The 26,639-nt window shown below is 61.9% G+C and carries 26 protein-coding genes and 1 other RNA gene; 8 read left to right on the top strand and 19 right to left on the bottom strand.

Annotated features, from left to right (window positions below; all coding sequences use genetic code 11):
- Positions 1-7: 7 nt before the first annotated feature.
- Positions 8-2,641, top strand: a complete 2,634-nt coding sequence (gene ligD, locus AC244_RS15265) for a DNA ligase D (protein ID WP_053249664.1) — start codon at positions 8-10, stop codon at positions 2,639-2,641.
- A gap of 90 nt (positions 2,642-2,731) precedes the next feature.
- On the opposite strand, the gene ybgC is transcribed toward ligD, so the two are convergent.
- Positions 2,732-3,187, bottom strand: coding sequence for a tol-pal system-associated acyl-CoA thioesterase (gene ybgC / locus AC244_RS15260; RefSeq protein WP_053249663.1), 456 nt, complete (start codon positions 3,185-3,187; stop codon positions 2,732-2,734).
- A 127-nt stretch (positions 3,188-3,314) separates the two neighbouring features.
- On the opposite strand from ybgC, the gene AC244_RS15255 reads away from it, so the two are divergent.
- From AC244_RS15255 to AC244_RS15240, 4 genes are all read left to right on the top strand, one after another.
- Positions 3,315-4,535 carry an NAD-dependent epimerase/dehydratase family protein gene (locus tag AC244_RS15255; RefSeq protein WP_053249662.1) on the top strand — a complete coding sequence of 407 codons (1,221 nt, stop codon included), beginning with the start codon at positions 3,315-3,317 and terminating at the stop codon, positions 4,533-4,535.
- Positions 4,532-5,395, top strand: coding sequence for a glycosyltransferase (locus AC244_RS15250; protein ID WP_053249661.1), 864 nt, complete (start codon positions 4,532-4,534; stop codon positions 5,393-5,395). Before AC244_RS15255 ends, AC244_RS15250 begins: the two co-directional genes overlap by 4 nt.
- Complete coding sequence (locus AC244_RS15245; RefSeq protein WP_053249660.1) at positions 5,392-6,282, top strand: NAD-dependent epimerase/dehydratase family protein; 891 nt, start codon at positions 5,392-5,394, stop codon at positions 6,280-6,282. The genes AC244_RS15250 and AC244_RS15245 overlap by 4 nt, the downstream gene beginning before the upstream one ends.
- A 189-nt stretch (positions 6,283-6,471) precedes the next feature.
- Positions 6,472-7,686 (top strand): hypothetical protein, encoded by a 1,215-nt coding sequence (locus AC244_RS15240; RefSeq protein WP_053249659.1) that lies wholly within the window; start codon positions 6,472-6,474, stop codon positions 7,684-7,686.
- A 122-nt stretch (positions 7,687-7,808) separates the two neighbouring features.
- Here the strand turns inward: AC244_RS15240 and AC244_RS15235 are convergent, their stop codons facing one another.
- From AC244_RS15235 to ruvC, 6 genes are all read right to left on the bottom strand, one after another.
- Entirely contained in the window at positions 7,809-8,468 is a 660-nt protein-coding gene (locus tag AC244_RS15235) for a hypothetical protein (RefSeq protein WP_202596075.1), read from the bottom strand.
- A gap of 327 nt (positions 8,469-8,795) precedes the next feature.
- Complete coding sequence (locus tag AC244_RS15230) at positions 8,796-9,695, bottom strand: metallophosphoesterase (protein WP_053249658.1); 900 nt, start codon at positions 9,693-9,695, stop codon at positions 8,796-8,798.
- 183 nt (positions 9,696-9,878) lie between these two features.
- Positions 9,879-10,781: a metallophosphoesterase gene (locus AC244_RS15225; RefSeq protein ID WP_053249657.1), complete on the bottom strand. Its 903-nt coding sequence runs from the start codon at positions 10,779-10,781 to the stop codon at positions 9,879-9,881.
- A complete protein-coding gene (ruvB, locus tag AC244_RS15220; RefSeq protein WP_053249656.1) occupies positions 10,782-11,822 on the bottom strand; it encodes a Holliday junction branch migration DNA helicase RuvB in 1,041 nt (346 codons plus the stop codon).
- Positions 11,823-11,909: 87 nt separating this feature from the next.
- Complete coding sequence (gene ruvA, locus AC244_RS15215) at positions 11,910-12,527, bottom strand: Holliday junction branch migration protein RuvA (RefSeq protein ID WP_053249655.1); 618 nt, start codon at positions 12,525-12,527, stop codon at positions 11,910-11,912.
- Positions 12,528-12,599: 72 nt separating this feature from the next.
- On the bottom strand, positions 12,600-13,112 hold the full coding sequence (gene ruvC, locus AC244_RS15210) for a crossover junction endodeoxyribonuclease RuvC (protein WP_053249697.1): 513 nt from the start codon (positions 13,110-13,112) through the stop codon (positions 12,600-12,602).
- A 171-nt stretch (positions 13,113-13,283) separates the two neighbouring features.
- Between ruvC and AC244_RS15205 the strand changes: the two genes are divergently transcribed.
- Positions 13,284-14,285 (top strand): LLM class flavin-dependent oxidoreductase, encoded by a 1,002-nt coding sequence (locus AC244_RS15205; protein WP_053249654.1) that lies wholly within the window; start codon positions 13,284-13,286, stop codon positions 14,283-14,285.
- Between the two features lie 4 nt (positions 14,286-14,289).
- Here the strand turns inward: AC244_RS15205 and AC244_RS15200 are convergent, their stop codons facing one another.
- From AC244_RS15200 to AC244_RS15165, 8 genes are all read right to left on the bottom strand, one after another.
- Positions 14,290-14,925, bottom strand: coding sequence for an HAD hydrolase-like protein (locus tag AC244_RS15200; protein ID WP_053249653.1), 636 nt, complete (start codon positions 14,923-14,925; stop codon positions 14,290-14,292).
- A 175-nt stretch (positions 14,926-15,100) separates the two neighbouring features.
- Positions 15,101-15,847, bottom strand: a complete 747-nt coding sequence (locus AC244_RS15195; protein ID WP_053249652.1) for a YebC/PmpR family DNA-binding transcriptional regulator — start codon at positions 15,845-15,847, stop codon at positions 15,101-15,103.
- An 86-nt stretch (positions 15,848-15,933) separates the two neighbouring features.
- On the bottom strand, positions 15,934-16,416 hold the full coding sequence (locus AC244_RS15190) for a DUF6636 domain-containing protein (protein ID WP_152975963.1): 483 nt from the start codon (positions 16,414-16,416) through the stop codon (positions 15,934-15,936).
- 16 nt (positions 16,417-16,432) lie between these two features.
- Positions 16,433-17,269: an MBL fold metallo-hydrolase gene (locus tag AC244_RS15185; RefSeq protein WP_053249651.1), complete on the bottom strand. Its 837-nt coding sequence runs from the start codon at positions 17,267-17,269 to the stop codon at positions 16,433-16,435.
- Positions 17,270-17,564: 295 nt separating this feature from the next.
- On the bottom strand, positions 17,565-20,744 hold the full coding sequence (locus AC244_RS15180; RefSeq protein WP_053249650.1) for an efflux RND transporter permease subunit: 3,180 nt from the start codon (positions 20,742-20,744) through the stop codon (positions 17,565-17,567).
- A complete protein-coding gene (locus AC244_RS15175) occupies positions 20,741-21,895 on the bottom strand; it encodes an efflux RND transporter periplasmic adaptor subunit (protein ID WP_053249649.1) in 1,155 nt (384 codons plus the stop codon). Before AC244_RS15175 ends, AC244_RS15180 begins: the two co-directional genes overlap by 4 nt.
- Positions 21,896-22,302: 407 nt before the next feature.
- Positions 22,303-23,127 (bottom strand): YmdB family metallophosphoesterase, encoded by an 825-nt coding sequence (locus AC244_RS15170; protein WP_053249648.1) that lies wholly within the window; start codon positions 23,125-23,127, stop codon positions 22,303-22,305.
- Positions 23,128-23,244: 117 nt separating this feature from the next.
- A complete protein-coding gene (locus tag AC244_RS15165; RefSeq protein WP_053249695.1) occupies positions 23,245-23,817 on the bottom strand; it encodes a 5-formyltetrahydrofolate cyclo-ligase in 573 nt (190 codons plus the stop codon).
- A 356-nt stretch (positions 23,818-24,173) separates the two neighbouring features.
- On the opposite strand from AC244_RS15165, the gene AC244_RS15160 reads away from it, so the two are divergent.
- Positions 24,174-24,383, top strand: a complete 210-nt coding sequence (locus AC244_RS15160) for a hypothetical protein (protein WP_053249694.1) — start codon at positions 24,174-24,176, stop codon at positions 24,381-24,383.
- Here AC244_RS15160 and AC244_RS15155 read toward each other — a convergent pair.
- On the bottom strand, positions 24,378-24,611 hold the full coding sequence (locus AC244_RS15155) for a hypothetical protein (RefSeq protein ID WP_053249647.1): 234 nt from the start codon (positions 24,609-24,611) through the stop codon (positions 24,378-24,380). The two genes, AC244_RS15160 and AC244_RS15155, sit on opposite strands and share 6 nt — an antisense overlap.
- A gap of 94 nt (positions 24,612-24,705) precedes the next feature.
- On the opposite strand from AC244_RS15155, the gene AC244_RS15150 reads away from it, so the two are divergent.
- On the top strand, positions 24,706-25,581 hold the full coding sequence (locus tag AC244_RS15150; protein ID WP_053249646.1) for a LysR family transcriptional regulator: 876 nt from the start codon (positions 24,706-24,708) through the stop codon (positions 25,579-25,581).
- Between the two features lie 21 nt (positions 25,582-25,602).
- Here AC244_RS15150 and ssrS read toward each other — a convergent pair.
- From ssrS to AC244_RS15140, 3 genes are all read right to left on the bottom strand, one after another.
- Positions 25,603-25,760: non-coding RNA, 6S RNA (gene ssrS / locus AC244_RS34870), on the bottom strand.
- Between the two features lie 55 nt (positions 25,761-25,815).
- Positions 25,816-26,193 carry a cell division protein ZapA gene (locus tag AC244_RS15145; RefSeq protein ID WP_053249645.1) on the bottom strand — a complete coding sequence of 126 codons (378 nt, stop codon included), beginning with the start codon at positions 26,191-26,193 and terminating at the stop codon, positions 25,816-25,818.
- A gap of 12 nt (positions 26,194-26,205) precedes the next feature.
- A complete protein-coding gene (locus AC244_RS15140) occupies positions 26,206-26,475 on the bottom strand; it encodes a DUF4164 domain-containing protein (RefSeq protein ID WP_053249644.1) in 270 nt (89 codons plus the stop codon).
- Positions 26,476-26,639 lie beyond the last annotated feature (164 nt).

Genomic DNA, 26,639 nt, shown 5'->3' with positions numbered 1-26,639 from the left:
GTGACCGATGTCTGCCCGCCAGCCCCCCCTCTCCGAATACAACCGCCGCCGCGATTTCTCCAAGACTCGCGAGCCTAAGGGCAAAGCGGCGCCGGCTCGCAAGGGCAAAAAGCGCTTCCTGGTGCAGAAGCACGATGCAACGCGGCTGCATTACGATTTTCGCCTGGAATGGGGCGGCGTCTTGAAGAGCTGGGCGGTCACGCGCGGACCGAGCCTCAATCCCGAGGACAAGCGGCTGGCTGTGCGCACCGAGGACCACCCCATGGCCTACGGTGATTTCGAAGGGACGATCCCGGAAAAACAGTATGGCGGCGGCACCGTCATGTTGTGGGACACCGGCTGGTGGGAGCCCGACAACGACCCGGATGAAGGCCTGCAGGAAGGCAAGCTCAAGTTTCACCTGCATGGCGAGCGCATGCAGGGCGGCTGGACGCTGGCGCGCATGCGGCCCCGGCCGGGTGAAAAGCGTGAAAACTGGTTACTGATCAAGGAGACCGACGACGTCGCGTCCGAAGACGGCGAGAGCCTGATCGAGAACAATACGACCAGCGTCTTCACCGGTCGCACGATGACGGAGATTGCCGCCGGAAAGGGCGAAGGCAAAAGACACGTCTGGCAGTCCGAAAAGAGCACCGCCGCCAACGTGAGGGCTGGGGCAATCGCTAAAGAGGCGCCGAGACCGAAGGCGCACAAGCGACCAGGCAAGCCGCCGCGCTTTCAAAAGCCGCAACTCGCCACCCTGGTTTCGGAAGCGCCTGATGGCGACGCGTGGCTGAACGAGGTGAAGTTCGACGGGTACCGACTGCTTGTGGCCGTCGGTGGCGGCGAGGCCCGGTGTTATACCCGCACGGGTCTCGACTGGAGCGAGAAGTTTCACACGATTGCCAACACGCTGGCTGAACTTGATTGCAGCTCGGCACTGATCGACGGCGAGGCCGTGGCAGCTTCCGGTGAGGGCTCGTCGTTCTCAACCCTGCAGAAAGCCCTGAAACACGGTGACGACACACGCTTCTACGCCTTCGATCTCTTGGAACTGAACGGTCGCGACCTGCGCAAGAACCCCCTCGTCGAACGAAAGAGCGAGCTGAAAGCGCTGCTCGACGCCATGGGGCCGACCGGCACCGTGCAATATAGCGAGCATGTGCACGGCAACGGCGCCAAGGTCTTTGCCGCCATGTGCAAATCCGGACAGGAGGGCATCATCGCCAAACTGGCCGACGCCCCCTATCAGAACCGGCGCACGCGCAGTTGGCTGAAGATCAAATGCACCAAACGCCAGGAGTTCGTGATCGGCGGCTATTCGCCCTCGTCGAAAAAGGGGCGCGCCTTCGCCTCCCTGCTTGTCGGAACGTTCGAGGATGGCCAGCTTATCTATCAGGGCCGGGTCGGCACCGGTTTCGACGAAGAGCGTATGGGTGAGCTTGCAGACGCCTTTGCCGGACGCCGGCGCCAGACATCGCCATTCACCGCCGTGCCGAATGAGATCGCCCGCAAAGCAATCTGGCTCAGGCCGGATCTGGTGGCCGAGGTCGACTTCGCCGAATTCACGCACGACGGACACATTCGCCAAGGCGCTTTTGAAGGACTACGCCGCGACAAGGAGGCAAAGGCCGTGACACTGGAAAGACCGAAGGTGGCGAAAGAGCCGAAGCCAGCCGCAGGGCGGACAGCCGATAGCGCAAAGCGTGCGCCCGGCAACGCAAGGCGCTCACCGGGCAAAACGCCCCGCACGGCGGCGGCCTCGGATGCCGACGACGCGGTTCTCGGCGTTCGCATCACTCATCCGGAACGCGTTCTGTTCGAGGGACAGGACATCACCAAGCTCGATCTCGCCCGCTACTACGCGGTCGTGGCAGAAAAGATGCTGCCATTTGCCAGCGATCACCTGCTGTCTTTGATGCGGTGCCCACAGGGCGGACGGGGGCAATGCTTTTACCAGAAGCATGCAAGCGAGGGTTTCCCCGCTGAGATCCGCGAGACACCGGTGAAGGAATCATCCGGCGACACCGAGAACTACATGTACGTGCGCGAGGCCAAAGGCCTTGTCGCCGCCGTGCAGATGGGAACCATGGAGTTTCACATCTGGGGATCGCCTGTCGACAAGCTGGAGACGCCGGACCGGCTGGTGTTCGATCTCGATCCAGACCCGAGCGTCGATTTTTCGACCGTCAAGGAAGCCGCACTCAGCCTTCGCGACGCTCTCGCCGACATCGGCCTGCAGTCGGTTCCGATGGTCACCGGCGGCAAGGGCGTGCATGTCATCGTTCCACTGACGCCGCGGGCGCCATGGGAGGACGCGAAGCGCTTCGCCAAAGCCTTCGCCCAGGGCTTCGCCGATCGCGATTCCGATAACTTTATTGCCACCATGTCGAAGGCAAAACGCAAGGGCAGGATCTTCATCGACTGGCTGAGGAACGAACGCGGCGCCACCGCGATCGCTCCCTATTCGACCCGTGCCCGGGCCGGAGGGCCAGTGGCAACGCCGATCAGCTGGAGCGAGCTTTCCGACCTCGACGCGGCCAACAGTTTCCACATTCCCGATATCCTCGGGCGGATCGAAAGCGGTGCGGAACCCTGGGCCGAGCTTGGCGGCACCAGGCAGTCCCTGACCAGGAAGATACTGGACGCGCTGCCCGAGTAAGCGGCCAGGCTCGTTTTTGAGCTGCCTTCCGGCAACAAAAAATGCACCCTTCGAAACGGTCGCTGCGATGCTTGCAACGGGAGCGCTGGCCTAGCCGACGCTTTGCCTTGCCCGCGTGAACTTCGCGGCCAGTGCCTCCGGCAGGCGGCGGGGACGGCCCTGGCCGTTGATCACGGCGATGATCACCTTGGCAGCGATCAGCAATTGCCCATTGCGGCGGATTTCCTGCAGCAGCACCATCTTGGCACCGCCAGCCTTCTCGGTGACCGTGCCGATCGTCAGGATATCGTCCATGCGCGCCGGTGCCTTGAAGTCGATCTCCATGCGATGCACGACGAAGACGAGGCCTTCGCTATCGCCCTCGATCGCAAGCGTCGCCTGCTCGACGCCGAGCAACCGCAGGAAATCGGTGCGGGCGCGTTCCATGAAATGCAGGTAGCGGGCGTGATAGACGACACCGGAAAAATCGGTGTCTTCGTAATAGACGCGCTGGACCAGTCGATGGCCGTCTTCGGTCAGTTCGCCTGCAAGCGAGATCAGGGACATGCTTCACTCCGACAAGAATTTCCCAAATCCTGTGCAGGAACAAAAAGGCATTTGCAAGCATTGCAGCTTTGTCACAAACCTATCCTACACGTGACACAGCTTTCCTTCCTGATCAGGAGATCCGTGCATGAAGATTGCGATCCTCGGCGGCGATGGTTTCATCGGCTGGCCAACGGCCCTTCATCTGTCCGACGCCGGCCATGACATCCATATTCTCGACAATCTCTCACGCCGCTGGATCGACACGGAGCTCGGCGTTCAGTCCCTGACCCCGATGGATTCGATCCAGGAGCGCACCCGCATCTGGCATGCCGAAACCGGCCGCCGCATCCATTTCAACCTGATCGATCTTGCCCGCGACTACGATCTGCTGAAGAACTGGCTGGCGGAACATCGTCCCGACGCGATCGTGCATTTCGCCGAACAGCGCGCCGCGCCCTATTCGATGAAGAGCGACCGACACAAGAACTACACCGTCAACAACAACGTCAATGCCACGCACAATCTGCTGAATGCGCTGGTGGAACTCGAGCTCGATGCGCATCTGGTGCATCTCGGCACCATGGGCGTCTATGGATATTCCACGGTCGGCGCGGCGATCCCCGAGGGCTACCTGCCCGTCGGCATCGAAACGATATCAGGCGAAACCGTGAGCCAGGAGATCCTCTATCCCTCCAATCCCGGTTCGATCTACCACATGACCAAGTGCCTGGATCAGTTGCTGTTCCAGTTCTACGCCAAGAACGACAGTCTCAGGATCACCGACCTGCACCAGGGCATCGTCTGGGGAACCCACACGGAGCAGACCCGTCGTCACGCCCAGCTGATCAACCGCTTCGACTACGACGGCGACTACGGCACGGTGCTGAACCGCTTCCTTATTCAGGCGGCAATCGGCTATCCCTTGACGGTGCACGGTACCGGCGGCCAGACGCGCGCCTTCATCCACATTCAGGATTCGGTGCGCTGCATCGAACTGGCGCTGAAGAACCCACCCGCCCGTGGCAGCCGTGTCGAGATCTTCAACCAGATGACGGAAACCCATCGGGTGCGGGACCTTGCTGAAATGATCGCCGCGATCTCCGGTTCGCAGATTGCCTGGCTGCCCAATCCGCGCAAGGAAGCGGCAGAAAACGAACTGGTCGTCCACAACGAAAAGTTCATGGCGCTCGGCCTCACCCCGACCCTTCTCAGAGATGGCTTGCTTTCCGAGATCGTCGATGTCGCCAGGAAATTCGCCTATCGCGTCGACCGTTCGCGCGTTCCGGCCGTTTCCGCCTGGACCAAGGATATTGCGACACGTATCAACCACGAGCCCGAGGGCAAGCGGCTGAAATCCGTTTCATGACATCGATCGATAGCAAACCGGAGGGGCTCAGTCCCTCCTCCCCTGCCTCCTCGCACCATGCATTCGTGACGCTCGTCACCAATGCCGACTACGCGCTCGGCGCCCGCGCGCTCGCCCGTTCGATCCGCCTCACGGACACGCCGGCCGACATCGTCGTTCTCCACACCGGGGGCGTATCGGCCGACGCTCTCGCGCCGCTGGCCGAATTCGGCTGCCGCCTGGTCGAAACCGAATTGCTGCCGCTCTCGGATGCCTTCAACGAGCGCCACGCTCGCCGCAACGTCCACGACAAGGCTCCGTTCACCAAGGGGCGCAAACCGGCGTTTCATTCGCCTCTCGACAATTTCTGCAAGCTGCGGCTTTGGCAACTGACCGACTATGTCAGCTGCGTGTTCATCGACGCGGATGCGATCGTCCTCAGAAACATCGACCGGCTGTTTCGCTATCCGGAGTTTTCGGCGGCGCCGAACGTCTATGAGGGCCTTGCCGACTTTCACCGGCTGAATTCCGGCGTCTTCGTCGCCGAGCCTTCCATCGCGACGTTCCAGATGATGCTCGCTAGGCTCGATGCGGACGGCGCCTTCTGGCCTCGCACCGATCAGACCTTTCTGCAGGCCTTCTTTCCCGAATGGCATGGCCTGCCGGTCACGATGAACATGCTGCAATATGTCTGGTTCAACCTGCCCGAACTCTGGGATTGGTCTTCGATCGGCGTGTTGCACTACCAATATGAAAAACCGTGGGAGAAGGACCACCCGCGCGCCGGGCAGCTTCGACCGTTGATCGACCTCTGGTTCGCCTACCTCACGGGCGATGATATCCCTGACATCGCAACCCTTGCCAATCCGGCTCAGTCATGACGCGCGTCCTTGTCTCCGGCGGCACCGGTTTTGTCGGACGCTTCATCGTCGAGCATCTGCTGGCGAGCGGATATGAAGTGGTCGTCGGCGGCCGCACCCCGCCAGCTCCCGCCCTGTTTTCGAAGCCGGTCGCCTTCGTTCCGCTCGCACTTGATCCGGATATCGACCAGAGTGCCGCCTTCCGGCACATCGACCACTTCGTCCACGCCGCCTTCCAGCATGTCGCCGGTCGCTATCGTGGCGGTGAAGGCGACGATCCGGAAGGGTTCCGCCGCAGCAATCTCGATGGCTCCGTCCGCCTGTTTCAGACGGCTCGCAATGAGGGCGTGAAGCGTTGCGTCTTCCTGTCGAGCCGCGCCGTCTATGGCGAACAGCCGCCGGGAGCAGGCCTCTTTGAAGAGACGCCCTGCAATCCCGAAAGCCTCTATGGCGCGCTCAAGCTGGAAGCGGAAAACGAACTCGACGCACTGGGCACAGCCGCATTCAAGACTGCGAGCCTGCGTGTCACCGGCGTCTACGGCGTACCCGGCGAAGGTGCTGCTCACAAATGGCAGCCGCTTTTCGATGACTATCTCTCGGGCCGCGTCATCGCGCCACGTGCCGGCACGGAAGTGCATGGTGAGGATGTGGCCGCCGCCGTGCGCCTTGCCCTCCAAACACCACTGGATGGCTCACAGGGCCACGTCTTCAACGTCTCCGATGTCCTCGTCGACAATCGTGCCATTCTGGCAATGGTGCAGCATATTACCGGATCCAGGCACGCCCTTCCGGGATCGGCCGCGCTGGCGGCATTCAATGCCATGAATACCGAGAAGATCCGGGCACTTGGCTGGCAGCCGGGCGGGCTGGAGCGATTGCAGGCAACGGTCAGAAAGCTGCTCGCCTGACACTGCAAACGCACAGGGTCTGAGCCACGCCTGTGCAAATTATGGACTCGTTTAAAGAGCTTTAATGTACAAATTATTACCTTAGGTTGTCATAGAGCATCTGCGTTATGGTGGCTGTGCGGGCCAGTCCCGGCCTCGCTCCACAGCTCAACCTCCCGTCGATCGACGGCGCTTCGAAGGAACCACACGATGCCTATCGAGACGTTGAATCCTGAAGTCTGGAAGCTTGTCGGCACTTTGAACGGTGAATGGAGAACGAATGGCGGCAAGGATTTTGGATGGGGTACGGTCAAGACCTCATCACAAACCCTGACTGCGAACGCCTTGCTGTCAGTCTACAAACTGATGCACGGCGATCAGAATCTGACGCGCGACTATTATCTCGTCGCCGGCGATGTCTATCACGGCATCCAGGGCTCGCCGTCCAACCCGTCATCCAATTGGGTCTCGGTCGGTTTTTACGCCAACCACATGAATCTGCGCATCGAGACGACTTCGGCACAGGCACGGCTCCTGACGTTCGGGCCGAACAGCACGATCGAACAGGCAACGATCAGCTTCTCGATCGGCGGTGAACTGAGCGCCGAGTACAGTTCGGAAGGGCCGAAGGCGGGCGCTTCGCTCAGCGCCAATGTCGGTGTCAGCTTCACCGCTTCGGAGGTCTCGTTCGCCGCCCGCCCGGAATCGCGATCGATCGAGTGGCACACCAGCTTGCCGCATGTCGGCTGGGTGTCGGCGGGAATGCCCGCAAATCCCGGCCGCCCGTCCTATGCCGGCTACATCTGGAACCCGGCGGTGATCATCGAGGTGCCGCAGGGCGCAGTGCCCAATCTCAAAGGCCGCTTCGAGGTGGATTTCGAATACAATTGGACGCGCGGCATCCGCAAGCGGTCGTTCACCCCCGGCATCGATCTCGTCTATAAGTCCCTCGTCAAGACCGGCGCCGACGAGGCGCAACAGGAACAGCCGCTTCCCACGATACTGGAGACGCTGCGCTCACTCGCAGCGGCAACCGGCCGGGATGGCAAGACCGACACCTTCCTGATGGCGCTGGAGCGCTCTCGCGTCATCGACGCCTTCGGCGACAGCAATCTGGACCAGATCGTCATCGCACCGACGAACATCGCCATCCAGGAGTATTTCGACAAACACCCGCAAACCGCGCTCGAGGCCGTCTCGCCCGCAAACCAAAGCTGGCTCGACGCCTGGATTGCCGAGCGGGTCATCAGCACCCCTCCCAACTCGATCGAGGCCGCCAAGCTCAGCGCGTCGGTCAAGGGGATTGCAGGCATGGCAGGGGAATGGTTCGAGTGCGCCGATGGTCTGCTTCTGGTGACCGACATCTATGAAGTCGTGCCAGGCCTGCGCAGCGCTCTTCAGAACCTGTTCAGCAAGGCCGCTTGACCAAGTTTACCCACCTGAGGCGCATTGACAGCGCCATAAACAGAAGGGCCCGGCGTCATGCTCGACGCCGGGCCCTTCCTTTCGGTTACGTGCCGGCTAAACCAGGCACGCGATCCCCCAGCTCAAGCCACCGAGGGCACGCCCATCATCGGCTCGGTCCGCGTTTTCGTCTGCTTTGCCGGTACCTTGTCCGCCGGAAGCACGAAAAGAAGGCTATGCGAGATGATGATCGCGGCGGCCAGCAGCAAGCCATAGGCCATCAGGATCACCGTCATCGGAACGACGAAGTTGAGCTGCGGCAGGGCACCGAGCATCAGCGGCACGTACCACGAGGTTGCCGAGACGGCACCGGAGATGAGGAAGGTGCTGCGCTGCTTGGTCGACATGCCTTCCATCAGCGAACGACCGATCTGCATCTTCACCTTCGGCAGGATCACCGCATGGATGAAGGCGCCATTGATCGTCAGGATGGCGACGATGGTCATCTTCGCCCAGACCTTCTCATTGCCAAGTTTGATCGGCTCGAAGTAGCCGTAGTAGGTCATGAAGCCAATGCCCGTGACCCACAGGAGGATCAGGCCCCAATTGACGATCTTCGACCCGAAGTGGAACACCGCCCAGTGTTCCGGGGTCACTTTCCCCTTGATGAAGAATCTGACGATCATCAGATCCAGAACGGTGGCAGCTCCCAGCCCCAGCGCCAACCCGATGAAGTGGAGTATGCGTAGACCCGTCTTGAGCGCGGCGACGGGATCGAGGCTCAGCGTATTGATTAGAAACATGAGACCCATTGTAAAGTACCTTTTCGATATCGGCAGGATCACGTGGGAATGGCGCCACCCCGAATGGCGCACCCTACAAAATTCCCTCAGACTGAATGAAATCGACGCTGAACTAAAACCGCTTCTGTCTGTCCCTGGACGGCATGTGATACTGCTAATGCCCTTAATCGCCCGGGGTCTTGTTACTGTCGAAATCGGCTCAAAGCGGGGCGCAGATGTGGCAAGAATAAGAATACAATAAAGTAGACATGTGCCATACACAGATATTCAGTGCCTGCCTTGGCGGTATAGCCTGAGATCGCGACAGTAACGACAGCCGGCGCTGACCTAGCCTATGTCGACGGCAACGACCTCCGGCGGCGATCCGATCCGCACCGGCAAATTCGAAAGACCCAATCCGCCTGAGACGATCATGTGGCGATCATCCTCGATGATATGCCCGTAGGCATAGCGGTTGCCGTATCGCGACGGGACGAGTGGCGCATAGCCCAAGAACCGCACCTGCCCGCCATGGGTATGACCGGCGAGCGTCAGCGATACGTGCCGGGGCACGTCGACGAAGATATCCGGTTCGTGCGCCATCAGAATGATCGGATCGTCACCGTCAATGCCGGCCAGCGTGCCGGGCAGGTCATCGAGCCCGGGGATCATGCCGGAGCCATCCGGAGCCGGATAGGTTGGTTCGAGTTGATCGGCCAGACCTGCCAGCCAGAAAGATCGTCCGTCCTTTTCGAGCCGCAGCGCACGATTGTCATAGACCGGGATACCGACGCCGGCGAGCGCTCTGTGCGCCAAGGTCGGACCGTGCCCGGCTCGGCTGGCCACCGGATCGTTGAGCCAGTCATGATTGCCCATGATCGCGTGGACCCCGAGCGGCGCCTTCAGCCGCGCCAATGCCTCGGCCCAACGGGCTGGTTCGACGAAACCGGTCAGGCGCAGACTGCTCATGTAATCGCCGAGCAGGAGGATGATATCGCCACCAAGCGCATTAGCCTGATCGCAGATGCCGGCAATCCGGCGTACCGGCATCCAGGGTTCGCAGGCATGGATGTCGGCCAGAACGACGATCCTGAGCTTTAGCCCTATCGGCCAGTTGGTTGGCTTTACGGCATAGGACGTGACAAGGGGGCGCCGCAACGGTTCGACACCGATGGCATAGGCGCTCGTCCCAAAGCCCGCCATTACCAGTCCGCCCAGGAGCTTGAGGAACGCGCGCCGCGCCAGCATACACTCTTCCCTCCTCTGGATGGACTTCAAGCATTCGGCCGCCTTCGTGGAGGCGGCGCAGGCAACGGAAAGTGCTCGCCCATCGTCGACGGCCGGCTCTATCCTTGCTGGATCATAGCGAGCTCGCCGTCCCGCCGAAATACGCCATTCGGCCGCGTGCCTAAGCCATGCGGCCGGGCCCCCTTAGCCGAGGTCGATGACGACGATCTCCGGCGGCACGCCGAAGCGGACCGGCGCAATCGAGCAGCCGAGCCCGCCGGAAACGATCAGGCTGCGATCCGCCTCGACCATATGACCGTAGGCGTAGCGATCGCCGAAACGGGAGGGCACGACGGGAGCGTGACCGAGAAACCGGACCTGCCCGCCATGGGTATGGCCGGAGAGCGTCAAGGCGACGCGCGAGGGCACCTTCGGAAAAATGTCCGGCTCATGGGCAAGCAGGATCACCGGCGCGTCGTCACCGACCTGCGCCAAGGTGCCGTCGAGATCGTCGAGGCCCTGCATATGTTTCCGCAGCCACTTCCTGCCCGGCACCAGCGCAAGCTGATCTTCGAGGCCGGCGAGCCAGAAGCCGAGGCCATCCTTTTCCAGGCGGATGGCACGATTGCTGTAGACGTTGATGCCGACGTCCGCGAGCGCCCTGTGACCGAAGGTGAGACCGCCGCTGTTCTTCTGCGCGGTCCTGTCCTCCCACCAGTCGTGATTGCCCATGATCGCATGCACGCCGAGCGGCGCCTCGAGCGTCGCAAGCGCCTTCGACCATTCGCTGGAATGCACGTAGCGCGTCACCAGGTTCATGCCGGCGGCATAGTCGCCGAGAAGGACGGTGATATCGCCGCCAAGCGCATTGGCCTGTCGGCAGATCGAAGCGATGCGATTGGCTGACATCCACGGTTCGCAGGCATGGATGTCGGCAAGGGCCACCACGCGCAGCTTCAAGCCCGGCGTCCATCCCGGCGGCGTCAGCGAATACCGCGTCACGTTCAGCCGGGCGAGCGGCTCAATGGCAAAGGCATAGCCGCCAAGCGCCGCCATACTGGCTATGCCGCCGCCGAGAACCTTCAACAGTCCACGACGGGTGATCATTTACTCGTCCTCGAGCGTCAGCCGGAACTGCGTCGCCTCGACCTCTTTCGGCGGATTGAGGCCGATATGTTTCCAGGCATTGGCGGTCAAGATTCGGCCGCGCGGCGTGCGCTGGATGAAGCCCTGCTGGATCAGATAGGGTTCAATGATGTCTTCGATCGCATCGCGCGGTTCGGAGAGACCCGCGGCGATGGTCTCGATGCCGACAGGCCCGCCAGCGAAATTCTGGGCGATCATGAAGAGATAGCGGCGGTCGAGTTGGTCGAGCCCCATATTGTCGACGAGCAGCCGCGTCAGCGCCTCGTCGGCGATTTTCTTTGTCACCGCTTCGGCCCGCGCCACTTCGGCAAAATCGCGCACGCGCCTAAGCAGGCGGCCGGCGATGCGCGGCGTGCCACGGGCGCGGCGGGCAATCTCGCGTGCGCCGTCGTCGGTCATGCCGAGCCCCATCAGCCGGGAACCACGGCGCACGATCGATTCCAGTTCCTCGACCGTGTAGAAATTGAGCCGCACCGGAATGCCGAAACGGTCGCGCAGCGGCGTCGTCAGCAGGCCGAGACGCGTGGTTGCGGCCACCAGCGTGAACTTCGACAGATCGATCTTCACCGAGCGCGCCGCCGGCCCCTCGCCGATGATAAGGTCGAGCTGGAAGTCTTCCATCGCCGGATAGAGGATTTCCTCGACCGCCGGGTTGAGCCGGTGGATTTCGTCGATGAACAGAACGTCGCGCTCTTCGAGATTGGTCAGAAGTGCAGCGAGATCCCCCGCCTTGGCGATGACCGGGCCGGAGGTCGAGCGGAAGTTGACGCCGAGCTCCTTAGCCATGATCTGCGCCAGCGTCGTCTTGCCGAGGCCGGGCGGTCCGACGAACAGCACGTGATCGAGCGCCTCGCCGCGGTTCTTCGCCGCTTCGATGAAGATCTTCAGGTTGGCGCGCGCTTCCGCCTGGCCTGTAAATTCGTCCAGGGACTGCGGACGCATGGTCGCATCGAGATCTTCGCCGCGCTTTTCCGGCGTTATCAGGCGTGCGGCTTCAGTCATCCATCCGTTCCAATCGATCGGGCATTCGTGCGCAAGGTGTCAAAGAATATGCCCGTTTTGCATCGGCCGGGACGACAACGCAAGAAGTCATCGCGCCAGTTCCTTCAGACCCAGCCGGATCAGCTTGGCGCTGTCGGCGTCCTCACCGCCGTTCTTCAGCGCCGCGGCAACCGCATTGGCGGCCTGATCGCGCGAATAGCCGAGGTTGGTGAGTGCCGACACCGCATCGGAAACCGGCGCCGAGGCAACACCCTCGCCAAGCTCCTGCTTGAGGCCGATCGAGCCGGACATTTCGCCGGCGAACGCCGGCGCCTTGTTCTTCAGTTCGGTGACGATGCGCACCGCCACCTTCGGGCCGACGCCCGGCGCGCGCGACACCGAAGTCTTGTCCTGCAGCGCGATCGCGTTTGCGAGCTCGCCCGGCGTCAGCGTCGAAAGGAGGGCGAGCGCCACCTTGGAGCCGACGCCCTGCACGCTTTGCAACAGGCGAAACCACTCGCGCTCCAGCGCCGTCAGGAAGCCGAACAGCTTCAACTGGTCCTCGCGCACATAGGTTTCGATAAACAGCACCGCCGCCTCTCCCGCCGAACCGAGCTTCGACAATGTGCGCGCCGAACAATGGGCGACATAGCCGACGCCATGCACGTCGAGAACGACATGATCCTCGCCGATTTCGTCGATAGTACCCTTCAATTTGCCGATCATGTGGCGTCGTCTCTCATGGATGGATTGCGGGATGATCGGACCGACCATCGGAAATTAACGGCACCGGCGCAACTACCCCATCAGGGCCGCAAGCCGGCTGGTCACCGACAGGCGGTTGTGCGCGTGGCAGATGGCGATCGCCAGAGCATCGGCAGCATCATTGCCCTTGAACTCGGCCTTCGGCATCAGGACCTTCAGCATCATGTGGATCTGCTGCTTTTCCCCGTGGCCGACACCGATGACGGCCTTCTTGACTGCGTTCGGCGCATATTCGGCCACCCTCAAGCCGGCGCGCGCCGGCACCAGCATGGCGATGCCGCGCGCCTGCCCGAGCTTCAGTGTCGCCGTCGCATCCTTGTTGACGAAGGTCTGCTCCACCGCCGCCTCATGCGGCTGATAACTGTGCACGACTTCAGCCAGTCCGTCATGCAGCTGGCAGAGACGCGAGGCGAGATCCATGTCGCCATCGGATGTCACAGTCCCGGACGCGACGAAGCGCAGCGAATTGCCGAGCGTTTCGATGATGCCCCAACCGGTACGGCGAAGGCCGGGATCGATGCCGATGATGCGAATCGTGGTCTGCATGAAATTCACCCTATGCTGCGTGTCCGGACGCTGCCAGCAAAAAGTGAACAAAACAAAAACATCCACATGACACAGGCGCCCTTGCCGGAAATCTTAACGGCGGCCCTTGGATTGAGGAATTTTGACCTTACATAGCCATTCAATCAATTTTGCTCAACAAAGGCCTTGCTCATGGCGACGTTCTCCGTTCTCGATCTCTCCCCGATCACCGAAGGCGGCAGCGTCGCCCAGTCGCTGGAAAACTCGAGGCTGCTGGCGCAGGCCGCCGAAGAAAACGGCTACAAGCGCTTCTGGCTGGCCGAACACCACGGCATGAAGGGCATCGCCAGCGCTGCGACCTCGATCGTCATCTCCCATGTGGCGGCAGGAACGAGGACAATCCGCGTCGGCTCCGGCGGCATCATGCTGCCCAATCACTCGCCGCTGGTGATCGCCGAGCAGTTCGGAACGCTTGCCGCGCTCTATCCCGGCCGCATCGACCTCGGGCTTGGCCGCGCGCCCGGCACCGACATGCGCACCGCCCAGGCCTTGCGCCGCAACATGGAAGCGAGCGCCAACAACTTCCCCAACGACGTCGTCGAACTGCAGGCGCTGCTCGGCCCCGTCGCCGAGGATCAGACGATCATCGCGGTTCCAGGTGCCGACACCAACGTACCGATCTGGCTCCTGGGCTCGAGCCACTACAGCGCCCATCTTGCCGGCATGCTCGGCCTGCCCTTTGCGTTTGCCTCACATTTCGCACCTGACATGCTGCTGTCGGCGCTCGAGATCTATCGCGAGCGTTTCACGCCTTCGGAAACGCTAGCCAAGCCGCATGTGATGGTCGGCGTCATGGGCGTGGCGGCAGAGACCGATGAGGAGGCAAACTACCTCTTCACCTCGATGCAGCAATCCTTCGTTGCCCTGCGACGCAACGCCCGTGGCCGGTTCCCGGCACCGATCGCGTCCATGGATGGTTTGTGGAGTTCGGATGAAAAGATCTTCGTCGATCACGCGATGTCCTATGCCATCGTCGGCGGGCCGGAGACGATCCGCAGGAAGATCGAAACGTTCCTTGGCCAGACAAAGGCCGACGAACTGATCATCTCGATGCCGATCTTCGACATGGGGGCCCGGCTCAAATCGCTGCGCCTCTTCGCCGAGGCGCAGCAGCAGCTTTCGAAGGCGGCGTGACCGGTCAGCCGTTCGCAGCCTGGAAGGCGAGCAGGATCTCGTCCATGCGATCGAAGAAACGATCCGGCCCAAGCGATTTCAGAAACGCCGGGTCGGCGTAGCCCCAGCCGACGGCACCGGCGGCGATGCGCGCCTTGCGGGCTGCCTCGATGTCGCGGGCCTCGTCGCCGATTGCAAGGATGCGCGACGGGTCGACACCGGCGAACTTGACGACCCTCTTGAAGTGCTGCGCCTTGCCGAACAGGGTGGCGCCGCATTCGAACAAGTCGATGGTTGAGGCGGTCTCGCCCAGCGCCCTGCGGATCGCCGCTTCGCCATTTGAACTGACGACCGCGATGCCGATGCCGTCCGACTTCAACCCGACCAGCATGTCCGATACACCGGGAAAGAGCCGGATCGCCTGAGTCTGGGCCGCCATCTCCTGTCGCATGAAACTGGCGATCCGTGGCAGCTTCCACATCGGCATGCCCATATGCGCGATGATCTCGCGGCTGCCCATGGCACGCAGCCCCTTGAACTCCTCGACGGACAGCTGGCGAAATCCGAAGTGTGCAGCGGCAAGGTTGCTCGCCGCCATGAACCACTCCGCGGTATCGGCAAGCGTGCCGTCGAAGTCGAAGATCGCGAATTCATATGTCATCTGTGATACCCAAAGAAAAACCCGCGCCCTGTCGGACACGGGTAGATCAAAATCTCTACAGCGCCGCGCGTCCTATTGGACGCGCAAAGGTCGCTGTAGCAACTTCAATCGCTGCATGTTTTTGTCCTTAAATCGGATGGGATTTAAGGAAACATGCAGGACCGAAAGATCCGGCTCAGGCCGAAAGCTTCGCCATGACTTCGTCGGACACTTCGAAATTCGAATAGACGTTCTGGACGTCGTCGTCGTCTTCGAGGATATCGATGAGCTTCATCAGCGACTGTGCCTTCTCCTCGTCGACCGGCACGGTGTTCTGGGCCTTCCAGATCGCATTGACGGTTTCGGCTTCGCCGAGTGTATCTTCGAGCGCCTTGGAAACTTCGCCGATGGCCTCGAAACCGCAGATGATCGTGTGGCCTTCCTCGTCGGTCGTCACGTCGTCAGCGCCAGCTTCGATGGCAGCTTCCATCACCTTGTCGGCATCGCCGACGGAAAGCTTGTAGGTAATCTCGCCGACGCGGTCGAAGGAGAAGGAAACCGAACCGGTTTCACCGAGCGCGCCGCCGGCCTTGGTGAAGGTCGAGCGAACGTTGGAGGCGGTACGATTGCGGTTGTCGGTCAGCGCCTCGACGATAACGGCGACGCCGCCCGGGCCGTAGCCTTCGTAACGGACTTCTTCGTAGTTCTCCGCGTCGCCGCCGGAGGCCTTCTTGATCGCACGTTCGATGTTGTCCTTCGGCATCGACTGCGCCTTGGCGTTCTGGATCGCCAGACGCAGGCGCGCGTTCATTGCCGGATCGGGCATGCCGGTCTTGGCGGCAACCGTGATTTCGCGCGCGAGCTTGGAAAACATTTTCGAGCGCACCGCATCCTGACGGCCCTTGCGGTGCATGATGTTCTTGAACTGTGAATGGCCAGCCATGGCACCCTCTGCATGCATGAATTTGAATGGAATGGGGCGCCTTATAGTTTTATTGCCGCTTTCCGTCCAGCAGGGGGCGTTTCTTTTCAGTTGGCGGAGATGCTTGCGCGGCTGAGAACGAAGGCATGACCGTCCTCGCGGCGGCAGGAAAGACCGGTTCGTTCCGAGATGCAGGAAAAGGGACCGCCCGACCATGTCGCCCCGTATTCGAGCACCGGCCCGGCAGAACAGCAACTGGGATCGCCAACCTCGCGATTGATCGTTGCCGCACCGGCGCGCCCAAGCGTTGCCCTGACATAACGCGGCGCGATGATATCGCAGGCGAGTTCCGGCCCGCCGTCATCAGGCTGGTAGGTCGCCGTGCCGCCCGCGGGCGTATAGATGCAGCCGATATTGCCGGACGGCATCACGAACTCCTCCTGCTCGACAACGGGCGCGACAGTCGCCAGGGGAACGCTTTGCGATTGCTGAGTATCGGGGGACGGCATGCGCGGCGCCGGCGCGCCGCCGGCCTGAGCCATGGTTGAAAGGGACAAAAAGACGAGTACGCCGACCACTGACAACTTCATTGGGCAATCCCGATGTTCAGACGCCCTGGAGAATATAAATCAGTGGTTTGCTTGGCAAGGAACGCAGCGAAACTTTGACGCTCGCCCCTGTCGCGAAGCTCCTGTCGAAATCATCGCCGAACATATCGAGGAAGGCATTGATCGGGGGTCCGCGCCGATGCATCGGCAGGATCAGTGCTGCGCGCAGCCGCGAAACCACACGGCTCATGCTTTCGGCTCCCATCGTCAGCCCGCCATCGACCGGCACCATCAGCACGTCGAGCCTGCCGATCTGCCGGTAGTGGCTGTCGTCGAGCTCATGGTGCAGATGGCCGAGATGGCCGATGCACAGGCCCGCCACCTCGAAGATGAAGATGGAGGTGCCATCGTGCTCCATCGTCGTGGCGCCGGAGCGAATGTCCGTGGTGACATTGCGGATATAAGTGTCGCCGACGACGAGGTCGTGCCGAGCCGGCTCGCCATCGTCACCCCAACCGTGCAGCACCGTGTTGATCGCCGGATCCGGCGTCAATGTGTAGTGGCTGGAATGCGCCTTGTTCATCGTCACCACCGTCGGCGGCGCCGACGGGCGGAACCAGCCGTTATAGTCCGTGGCGATCGAAACGCCGCCGGGCGTCTCGATCAGAAAGGTGGAATGACCGAGATAGGTGATCGTCACTTCACCAGCGGCCGTTTGCCCTTCGGTGGCGGCGGCCGGTGTGAAACTGGCGAAAGTGGCCTGCGGCAACGTCTCGGCAATCGCCTGGCATTGGCTTACCTGCGCGGGCGCTGCCTGTGCATGCGCGACCGATGGCCAGAGGGCATGCAGAAGCCAGATGGCAGCAAAAGTGTAGGCAAGGTAGCGGAGCATCATCCTTCCCCTTTCACACCTCGCGCATACCCTGTGCTCAAGCAGATTTCGGCTTGGGTACAGGCCGTGCGGCCGTTCGACAGTATCGGCAGCGAACGCGTCCAGGTCGAGAAACGCCGCCGTCACGGGCGAACGGAGGATTGTTCAAGCGCGCCGTCACGTCCAGCCGCAAAGGGCGAGCAGGCGCTCACGTTTGCGTCATTGTGCTGGCATTGCGAACAGTGCCGAGCGCCCTGTTCACAACGAAACGCCCCGGCGTTTCCGCCGGGGCGTTGGATCACAAGGAGTGTGGCTCGGGTTACTCGGCCGGTGTCGCCATCGGCTCGCTCGCCGCAACCGGCTTGCGCCGGCGGAACGAACGCAGCGCGACGTAGAAGACCGGCGTCAGGAACAGGCCGAGGAAGGTCACGCCCAGCATGCCGGAAAACACCGCCGTTCCGAGCGACTGGCGCATTTCCGCGCCCGGGCCTGTGGCGATCACCAACGGCACGACGCCGAGAATGAAGGCGAAGGCGGTCATCAGGATCGGCCGCAGGCGCAACTGGCTGGCCTCGACCGCCGCATCGATCGGCGTTTTCCCCTCATCCTCACCTTGTCGGGCGAACTCGACAATCAGGATCGCGTTCTTCGCCGCAAGCCCGATCAGCACGATCAACCCGATCTGGGTCAGCACGTTGTTGTCGAGCCCCCGCACGAACACGCCGATGAGTGCCGAGAGCACCCCGAGCGGCACGATCAGGATGATCGCCAGCGGCAGGACCCAGCTTTCATACTGCGCTGCCAGCGCCAGGAACACGAAGACGACCGACAGCGCGAAGATGAACACCGCGGTGTTGCCAGTCTGGCGTTCCTGGAAGGCGAGTTCCGTCCACTCGAAGGTCGTTCCCTGCGGCAAGATTTGGGCGGCGAGCGCCTCCATTTTGTCGAGAGCCGTACCGGTCGAAACGCCGGGCGCAGGGTTGCCCTGTATCGGCACCGATACGTACATGTTGTAGCGCTGCACGAGGGCAGGACCCGCCGTGTCGCGGATCTCCACCAGCGTGCCCATCGGCACCAGGGCGCCGGTGGCCGAACGGACCTTCAGCGCCAGAATATCGTCCCGCTCCAGACGATATTGCTGATCGGCCTGCGCCCGCACCTGATAGACGCGGCCGAAGGCGTTGAAGTCGTTGACATAGGACGTGCCGAGATTGATCGACAGTGCCTCGAAGATATTCGGGATCGGCACGTTCAAGGTCCTCGCCTTGTCGCGGTCGATCGCCAGGAAATATTGCGGGCTCGACGCTGAGAACGTCGTAAAGACCCCGGTCAGCCCCTCGGTCTGATTGGCGGCGCCCATCATCTGATAGGCAAGCCCCAGCACCCGGCGCATGTCGGCGCTCTGTCGATCCATGATCTGCATCTTGAAGCCGCCGGAGTTGCCGATACCGCGCACCGACGGTGGCGGTACGGCAATGATGAAGGCTTCCTGGATGCTCTGCAGGCTGCCATAGAGCTCGCCGATGATCTGGTTGGCACTCTGGCCGTGCTTCAAGCGCTCCTCGAAACTCTCGAAGGGGGCGAAGACCACGCCCGAATTGGAGGCGTTGGTGAAGGTCGCACCGTTGAAGCCGGCAAAGGCGACCGCGCTCTTCACGCCGGGCACCTCCTGGATGATCTTCGACGCGCGCTTGACCACTGCATCGGTACGATCGAGCGAAGCACCATCCGGAAGCTGGATGACGACGATGGCGTAACCCTGGTCCATGGTCGGTACGAAGCCGCTCGGCACGATCTGCGCCATATACCAGGTGGCGCCGAGCAGGCCGACGAAGACGATGAGCGCCGCAGCGAGCGCCGTTTTTGTCGAAACCAGCTTGCGCACGATCCAGGCGTAGCCTTCAGCTATGCGGTCGAAACCATTGTTGAAGCCGTTCGCCAGCGACCGGCCAAGCCGGGTCAGCGGATTGCCGCTTTCGTGGTGATCGTTCTCGTGCGGTTTCAACAGGATTGCCGCGAGCGCCGGCGACAGCGTCAGCGAATTGAAAGCGGAGATCACCGTCGCCACAGAAATCGTGACGGCGAACTGCAGATAGAACTGGCCGGCAATACCGGGGATGAAGGCCGTCGGGATGAAGACGGCGGTCAGCACCAGCGAGATCGCGATGACCGCTGCGCCCACTTCGTCCATGGTCACGTGCGACGCCTCGCGCGGGCTCATGCCGCGCGCCAGGTTCCGCTCGACGTTCTCGACCACGACGATGGCGTCGTCGACGACGATACCGATCGCCAGCACCAGGCCGAACAATGTCAGCATGTTGAGCGAGAAGCCGAAAGCGTAGAGGAACGCGAAGGTGCCGACCAGCGACACCGGGATCGCCACGATCGGGATGATCGCCGTGCGCCAGGATTGCAGGAAGACGAGAACCACGAGTGCCACCAGAATGGCAGCTTCGCCGATCGTCTTGTAGACCTCGTTGATCGATTCGGAGATGAACTCGGTCGGATTGTAGACGATCCGATATTCGAGACCCTCGGGAAAGTCCTTCGAAACGTCCGTCATCACTTTCTGGATCGCGTCGGCCGCGTCGAGCGCATTGGTGCCCGGCCGCGAGAAGATGCCGAGCGCCACGGCCGGGCTGCCGTCCAGATAGCTGTTGTTGACGTATTCGCGGGCGCCGAGCTCGATGCGCGCCACGTCCTGCAACTGCACCAGGCGCCCGCTCTCCGTCGCCTTGACGATGACGTAGCGGAACTGCCGGGCATCGCTGAAGCGGCCATCGGTCGTGACCGTATATTGAAACGCGCTGTCACCCGGCGTCGGCGGCGCGCCGATCGAACCGCCGGACACCTGTACGTTCTGCTCGCGCAGCGCCTGCACGACGTCGCCGGCCGTCATTGCATAGGCCGAGAGTTTCTCCGGATCGAGCCAGACACGCAGGGCATATTCGCGCTCGCCGAACAGGATGACGTCGCCGACGCCGTCGAGACGAACCAGGAGATCGCGGATGCGGGTGCGGGCATAGTTCGAGACGTAGAGCTGGTCGTAGCGCTCGCTCGGCGACAGCAGATGCACGACCATCATCAGGTCGGGCGAACTCTTGGCCGTGGTGATGCCGATGCGCCGGACATCTTCGGGCAGGCGGGGTTCGGCGATGGACACACGGTTCTGCACCAGAACCTGGGCCTGATCGAGGTCCGTTCCGAGCTTGAAGGTGATCGTCAGCGCCATCGAGCCGTCAGCGGTCGAATAGGAGGACATGTAGAGCATGTTCTCGACGCCGTTGATTTCCTGCTCTAGCGGCGTCGCCACCGTGTTGGCGATGGTTTCGGCATCGGCGCCCGGATAGGCCGTTCGAACGACGATCGTCGGCGGAGCGATTTCCGGGTACTGCGCCACCGGCAGCTGGAAGTAGGCGATGCTGCCGACGATCAGCAATACGATCGAAAGCACCGATGCGAAGATCGGGCGGTCGACGAAGAAATGGGCAAACCTCATTGCGCGCTCCCTGTCGCCTGAGCTTCGGGAGGCAGTTCGACTAATTCCGGCTTCACCTTCGTGCCCGGCCGTGCCCGCATCAGGCCGTTGACCACAATGGTTTCGTCGCCGGTCATGCCGCTGCGAATGACGCGGTAGCCGTGCAGCTTGGGACCCAGCCGCACCGGCTTGGTCGCGACGGTGCCGTCTTCGCGCACTTCGTAGACGATGCGTTCGTTCTGGTCGGCGCCGATTGCTTCATCCGGAACGAGCACGGCCTTGTAGGTGTTCGAGCCCTCCAGCTCCGCACGGCCGAAGAGGCCGGGCTGCAGCACGAAATTGGGATTGTCGAAGCGGGCGCGCACCCGCATCGTGCCGCTCGCCTGGTCCAGCCGGTTCTCGGCAAAATCGAGCTTGCCCTTGAAGGGCGCCTCGTTGGCGTCGGCGATCGTGACCATAACGTCGAGCGCGCCGCCGCCCTCCTGCAGGGCGCTGCCGCGTTCACGGGCAACACGCGCATAGGAAAGCAGACGACGTTCATCGACGTCGAAATAGAAATCGATCGGGTCGAGCGAAACGATCGTCGTCAGCACGGTCTGGTCCGCCTGGACGAGGTTGCCCGTCGAGATCAGCCGGCGGTCGACGCGGCCGGTCAGCGGCGCACTGATGGTCGTGTAGTCGAGATCGAGCTTGGCGCGTTCGACCGCGGCTTCCGCTCCGCGCACACTGGCCTGTGCCGAAAGCAGTTCCCGGCGGTGATCGTCAAGCGTCGAGACGGAGAGCGTGCCGGTCCCGGTCAGGGATTCCGTCCGCTTGAACTGCGTTTCGGCAAAGGCGAGAGACGAACGCGCTGACTCGAGCGTCGCCTCCGCCTGTGACAGCGCGGTGCGATAGGGGCGCTGATCGATGACGAAGAGCTTGTCGCCCTTCTTCACCAGAGCACCATCGGTGAAGTTCACCTCGTCGAGATAGCCGCCGACGCGGGCGCGGATGGCAACCTCATCGACCGCTTCGAAGCGACCGATGAACTCGTCGCTGTCGATGACATCGCGAACGACCGGCTTGGCGGCGGTGACCGTGGGAAGTTGCGCATCCTGCGCGACCACGCTCGTCACAGAGAAAAGGGAAATCGAAGCGCCGAAAATCATCGGCAAATGCCACTTTGAAAACATGCACGCTCTCCGAATGCACCGACAGCGCCCCGCGCATCAAATATGACGCGCAAAGAACGCTGTCACGCCTGAAACTCGCTGCATGATCTTCTCCTTAAATCGACGTCGATCCAAGGAATCATGCAGTAAAATCGAGAACGCCCGGCACGGGACATTGGTCGTCCGAATACCTGCGGCGACATTTCGAACCCGCAATCCTGTGCTGCGGATGGTATTCAATATGGAAGACTTGCTGACGTCGGCCGCGGCCGAGACGGCGCTGACGTGGCGTTACCCTGCCATCATTTGGCCGGGTTGTCACCTTGAAAAAAATCAATTCCGGGAAGGTGATACGCGTTGAAACCCGCGCCTTGGTCAGGCGCGGGCGAGACGATCCGGCGGCTGGAAATCGTCAATTTGAGGATGGCTCAGGCCCAGAAGTCCGGGATGGTTTCTGTCAATCTCGGGCCGAGGCGCAACGGCGCGATCTTTTCGGCAAGGCCTGTGCGGTCGGAAATTTCGACGCCGAGACCGCAAATGGTCGCCGGCCCGGACGCCGCCTCGAAGCGCCCCTTCGGCATCTTCGAAATGAAGCGGTTGAGCGGCTCTTCCTTGTCCATGCCGAGCGAGGAATCGTAGTCGCCGCACATGCCGGCGTCGCTCATATAGGCGGTGCCGCCATTGAGAATCTGATGGTCGGCCGTCGGCACATGGGTGTGCGTGCCGACGACGAGGCTGGCCCGTCCGTCGACGAAATGACCGAAGCACTGCTTTTCGCTCGTCGCCTCGGCATGAAAGTCGAAGACGATGGCGTCCGCCTGCTCGCCGAGCGGGCAGGCATCGAGGATCGCTTCGGCCGACTTGAAGGGATCGTCGAGTTCAGGGTGCATGAAGACGCGACCCATGACATTGGCGACGAGCACACGCGCGCCATTGCGGGCAAAGAACAGGTTCGATCCGCGCCCGGGCGTGCCCGCGGGATAATTCGCCGGCCGCAGAAATTGATCGTGCCGCTCGCAGAAGACGACGGCCTCCTTCTGGTCCCAGACATGGTTGCCTGTGGTGACGACATCGGCACCGGCATTGATCGTCTCGAGAAAGATATCCTCGGTGATGCCGAAGCCGCCGGCGGCGTTCTCACCGTTGACGATGACGAAATCCAGCTTGAGGTCTCCGACCAGTCCCGGAAGACGCTCCCAGACCGCCGTGCGGCCCGTCTTGCCCACCATATCTCCCAGAAACAAAAGCCTCATGCCCGTTCAATCCCACCAGAGCAGTTGGAGCAAAAGTGCGTAGCGGTTTTGCGTCCGGAACTGCGTAAAACAAAGAGATAGAGCGTTTCCACGAATCCGTGGCTTTCCTGAAACGCTCTAGAAATGCCGAAACCCGCTCTCCGTAAGGACGGCGTCCAGCGCGACGTCGTGCGGTTCAGCGGGCACTGATGCCACTTCCTGGCAGTCGAATGCAATCCCGATCAGCTTCGGCAGGTGGCCTTTGTTGCGCAGTCTGTCGATGGCGCGGTCGTAATAGCCGGCGCCGTAGCCGATCCGATGGCCCGTCGCATCGAAGGCCGACAGCGGCACGAGCATGATGTCCGGGTCGAGTTCCGGCGCGTCCGGGCCAGGGCCGGTGGTGCCGAAGCCGGTCTCGATGACGGAAGCGCCGTTGAGCAATTCGCGAAACACGATCGTCTTCTTGTCCATGATAACAGGCAGGCAGAGCCTCGCGCCGCGATCCCGAAGGCGCGCCATCAGCGGCCGGATGTCCACCTCGGAACGGATCGGCCAGAAGCCGGCGACGATGTGGCCGGGATCGAGCGCAATGACATCGCCGGCGTGATCAGCCATGGTCAGGCTCGCTTCGATGCGAAACTCCGCCGTCATCGCGTCGCGAAGCGCCAGACTATCCCTGCGCAAGGCGGCTTTCAGGTCCTTTGGTGACATCATTCCCCTCCGACTGGGCGCAAACATTTCGACCGGCGTCACATTCTTTTCCCGAAATGACACAGAACGCTGTTTTTCCGGTCGATTTCCCGCCTCGACGCCTGTGGCATAGCGCGTTGCGGCCTTTAGCTCGAACCACGTCACCGCCGGTTTTGCAACAGTCTGCGACAGTAGATCTGCTCTTTCCCGCAACGGCACAGAGTTAGCGTTCCGTTCATCATGGGCCACGGTTCCGCTTTCGCATGAGTGGGGCCGCGTGCAAATACAGACATGATTTCAAATAATTAGCAGGAACTAATGCCCGCGTTCGATGTATGGACGCGCTCCTGCAGGCAGCAGTGGAAAAGCCGACGTCCATGAAGGACCAGATGAACGAACTCGATCCGTTGGAATTGCGCTGCCTGACGCTGGCCGCCCGTGGCCGCACGCGCCAGGACATGATGCGCGAGACCGACATCCCGCTCGATCGTATCGACAGAGCGCTTCAGGACGCCATGCGCAAGCTGCGGGCAGGCAATCTTGCGGAAGCGATCTTCCGCGCCGCCCGGCTCGACATCATTTCATAACATCCAGAGCGAACGATAGACCGGGTCCCGGCCTATGCCCTCTCGCCAGCAATCATCAAGCCGCAGATCACCGAGCCCGGCATCGCGCAGCAGACGCGGCTTGTCGTCCGGAATTGCGGACGGCGACTCCACAGAGGCGGCCGCCAACAGCGACCGGCCGCTTGGTACCAGCCGGGTACGGAGAGTGGCCTGGAGATCTGAGAAGAAGACAAGAGCAAGAACGCTCATCGGGACAGCCTTGATGGATAGGACGGACCGATTGTCCTCGCCTCATTGACATCTGACAAACGAATTGCAAGCATGACTACCATCAGAAACTCTGATGGTAGAGACAATGTCCGTTCCACTCGACAGCGATCTGCTGAGGACCTTTCTCGCCGTTGCCGACGCCGGCAACCTGACACGCGCCGCCGACAGCATCGGGCGCACGCAGTCCGCCGTCAGCATGCAGCTCAAGAAGCTCGAGGACATGCTGGGCGAGGCGCTGTTCGAGCGTCATTCGCGCGGGGTGGTGCCGACGGCGCAGGGCCTGCGCCTCGTCGACAACGCCCGGCGGATCGTGGCTCTGCTGGACGATACAGCAGCATCGATGCGCCTGCCGGCGCTCGACGGAACGGTCAGGATCGGCATCTCCGAGGAATATATCAACTCCGCACTTCCGAAGGCTCTGGGCGCCTTCGCCGCCGTTCATCCAGGCGTGGAGGTGACGGTGCAGCAGGGCGTGTCGATGTCGAACGTCAACGCCCTTGCCGCCGGAGAAATCGATATTGCCGTGGTTTTCGAACCGGGCGGACCGACAAGGAACGAAGTCCTCATGGTCGACCCCACCGTCTGGGTGACGTCGGACCAGCATGCGGCCCATGAACGCCGGCCCCTGCCGATCGCGACCTATACCTATCTGGCAGGCGGATGGTGCGATGACCTTGCGATGAAGTGCCTGAGGAAGCGCGGGCTCGAGAGCCGCGTCGCCTATGCCAGCCGCACCAGCAGCGGCCTGATCGCCGCTGTGGTCTCGGGGCTCGCCATTGCGCCGCTGTCGCGCAGCGCCATCCCGGCCGGCTGCCGCGAACTGACTGAGGAAGACGGTTTCGGCGTCATCGATTTCTCGAATGTCGTGCTGCGCACCCGGCCGGGCAATCGATCGCAGACCGTCGATGCGATGGCCGACGCCATCCGCAGCGCTTTTGCCGCTGGCTGAGATCGTTTTTGAAAGGGGAAAGTGCGATCCACCCAACCGATGGATATTTTACGATCCCGGGTGCCTACAAAGTAGGTGGGTGCCATGTGTCCGGACCCACGAGCCCGGCCAGGGACAGCTCCCTTGAGATCGAGTAAGGCCCCGGGGATTGTGGATCCTGTCGGGAAGCGCAGACCGCAGCCAACATATAGAGCCTATCCGTGCGTCGCGCCAGAGGCGACCCGACGAAAGAGCTCAGTTTGTCGAAGATGTCGTCCGGCCATTGAGCTTGGCGGCAATGGTGTGGATTTGCGAGGTGACTTCGCTCAGTGCCGAGGCCAGGAGTTCCTCGCCTCTTGCCTGGTCGGTGAGAGCGCTGTCGCGCCCCCGCTTGAGGGTGTCGACTTCGGCTTCGAGCGCCTTCAGCCGGCGGTTCACCTCGCTGAGCTCGTCCATGACCATGATGCCGGCCATAACCGTCAGACGCAGATCGCCGATCTCGCCGAACTGGGTCTTCAAGTGACCGACATACTGATCGAAGTTGGTGGCCAGTTCGATCAGATGATCTTCCTGTCCCTCTTCGCAGGCCATGCGATAGGCCTTGCCGTCGATCGATACTGTCACCTGCGCCATGTCGCTTAAACCTCAGCGGTCGAGCACCGCTCGAATGGTTTCCATCGCCGTCACGAGGCGTCGGGAAACCTCGCGGTTGACCTCTTCAAGTCGGTTTGCCCGGAATTGGGATTGGTCGAGTTCCTGTGCCAGCCGCGACCGATCCGTATTGACCCGTCGGACCTCGCCCTCGAACTCGCCGAGATCGCGTTCCCTGTCAAAACGGCTGTCGATCGCGTTTTCCAGGGACTGAACCGCGTTCTTCAGTTCGTCGATCGCCGCTTTGACCGTCTTTGCCGGCATGTTTTTCGATACCTCGCCCGTGAGGCCGAATCGCCAGAATCCTGTCCGCCGCTTCGGCTCACTCCTTTTTAAACCTATTACGCAAATCTCAACAATGCCAACTACAGCAAAGCATTACGGAAGCTGTGGATGGTTTGTATAGCCGGCTCATCCGGCCGCAGCGC

It is taken from the genome of Ensifer adhaerens, assembly GCF_001270265.1.
GTDB lineage: Bacteria > Pseudomonadota > Alphaproteobacteria > Rhizobiales > Rhizobiaceae > Ensifer > Ensifer adhaerens_B.
This window is presented reverse-complemented; position numbering and strand designations above follow the sequence as displayed.

Coding starts and splice junctions, on each gene's coding strand:
- ligD (WP_053249664.1), top strand. CDS start 8: ATGTCTGCCCGCCAGCCCCCCCTCTCCGAATACAACCGCCGCCGCGAT.
- ybgC (WP_053249663.1), bottom strand. CDS start 3,187: ATGTCCCTGATCTCGCTTGCAGGCGAACTGACCGAAGACGGCCATCGA.
- AC244_RS15255 (WP_053249662.1), top strand. CDS start 3,315: ATGAAGATTGCGATCCTCGGCGGCGATGGTTTCATCGGCTGGCCAACG.
- AC244_RS15250 (WP_053249661.1), top strand. CDS start 4,532: ATGACATCGATCGATAGCAAACCGGAGGGGCTCAGTCCCTCCTCCCCT.
- AC244_RS15245 (WP_053249660.1), top strand. CDS start 5,392: ATGACGCGCGTCCTTGTCTCCGGCGGCACCGGTTTTGTCGGACGCTTC.
- AC244_RS15240 (WP_053249659.1), top strand. CDS start 6,472: ATGCCTATCGAGACGTTGAATCCTGAAGTCTGGAAGCTTGTCGGCACT.
- AC244_RS15235 (WP_202596075.1), bottom strand. CDS start 8,468: ATGTTTCTAATCAATACGCTGAGCCTCGATCCCGTCGCCGCGCTCAAG.
- AC244_RS15230 (WP_053249658.1), bottom strand. CDS start 9,695: ATGCTGGCGCGGCGCGCGTTCCTCAAGCTCCTGGGCGGACTGGTAATG.
- AC244_RS15225 (WP_053249657.1), bottom strand. CDS start 10,781: ATGATCACCCGTCGTGGACTGTTGAAGGTTCTCGGCGGCGGCATAGCC.
- ruvB (WP_053249656.1), bottom strand. CDS start 11,822: ATGACTGAAGCCGCACGCCTGATAACGCCGGAAAAGCGCGGCGAAGAT.
- ruvA (WP_053249655.1), bottom strand. CDS start 12,527: ATGATCGGCAAATTGAAGGGTACTATCGACGAAATCGGCGAGGATCAT.
- ruvC (WP_053249697.1), bottom strand. CDS start 13,112: ATGCAGACCACGATTCGCATCATCGGCATCGATCCCGGCCTTCGCCGT.
- AC244_RS15205 (WP_053249654.1), top strand. CDS start 13,284: ATGGCGACGTTCTCCGTTCTCGATCTCTCCCCGATCACCGAAGGCGGC.
- AC244_RS15200 (WP_053249653.1), bottom strand. CDS start 14,925: ATGACATATGAATTCGCGATCTTCGACTTCGACGGCACGCTTGCCGAT.
- AC244_RS15195 (WP_053249652.1), bottom strand. CDS start 15,847: ATGGCTGGCCATTCACAGTTCAAGAACATCATGCACCGCAAGGGCCGT.
- AC244_RS15190 (WP_152975963.1), bottom strand. CDS start 16,416: ATGAAGTTGTCAGTGGTCGGCGTACTCGTCTTTTTGTCCCTTTCAACC.
- AC244_RS15185 (WP_053249651.1), bottom strand. CDS start 17,269: ATGATGCTCCGCTACCTTGCCTACACTTTTGCTGCCATCTGGCTTCTG.
- AC244_RS15180 (WP_053249650.1), bottom strand. CDS start 20,744: ATGAGGTTTGCCCATTTCTTCGTCGACCGCCCGATCTTCGCATCGGTG.
- AC244_RS15175 (WP_053249649.1), bottom strand. CDS start 21,895: ATGTTTTCAAAGTGGCATTTGCCGATGATTTTCGGCGCTTCGATTTCC.
- AC244_RS15170 (WP_053249648.1), bottom strand. CDS start 23,127: ATGAGGCTTTTGTTTCTGGGAGATATGGTGGGCAAGACGGGCCGCACG.
- AC244_RS15165 (WP_053249695.1), bottom strand. CDS start 23,817: ATGTCACCAAAGGACCTGAAAGCCGCCTTGCGCAGGGATAGTCTGGCG.
- AC244_RS15160 (WP_053249694.1), top strand. CDS start 24,174: ATGAAGGACCAGATGAACGAACTCGATCCGTTGGAATTGCGCTGCCTG.
- AC244_RS15155 (WP_053249647.1), bottom strand. CDS start 24,611: ATGAGCGTTCTTGCTCTTGTCTTCTTCTCAGATCTCCAGGCCACTCTC.
- AC244_RS15150 (WP_053249646.1), top strand. CDS start 24,706: ATGGTAGAGACAATGTCCGTTCCACTCGACAGCGATCTGCTGAGGACC.
- AC244_RS15145 (WP_053249645.1), bottom strand. CDS start 26,193: ATGGCGCAGGTGACAGTATCGATCGACGGCAAGGCCTATCGCATGGCC.
- AC244_RS15140 (WP_053249644.1), bottom strand. CDS start 26,475: ATGCCGGCAAAGACGGTCAAAGCGGCGATCGACGAACTGAAGAACGCG.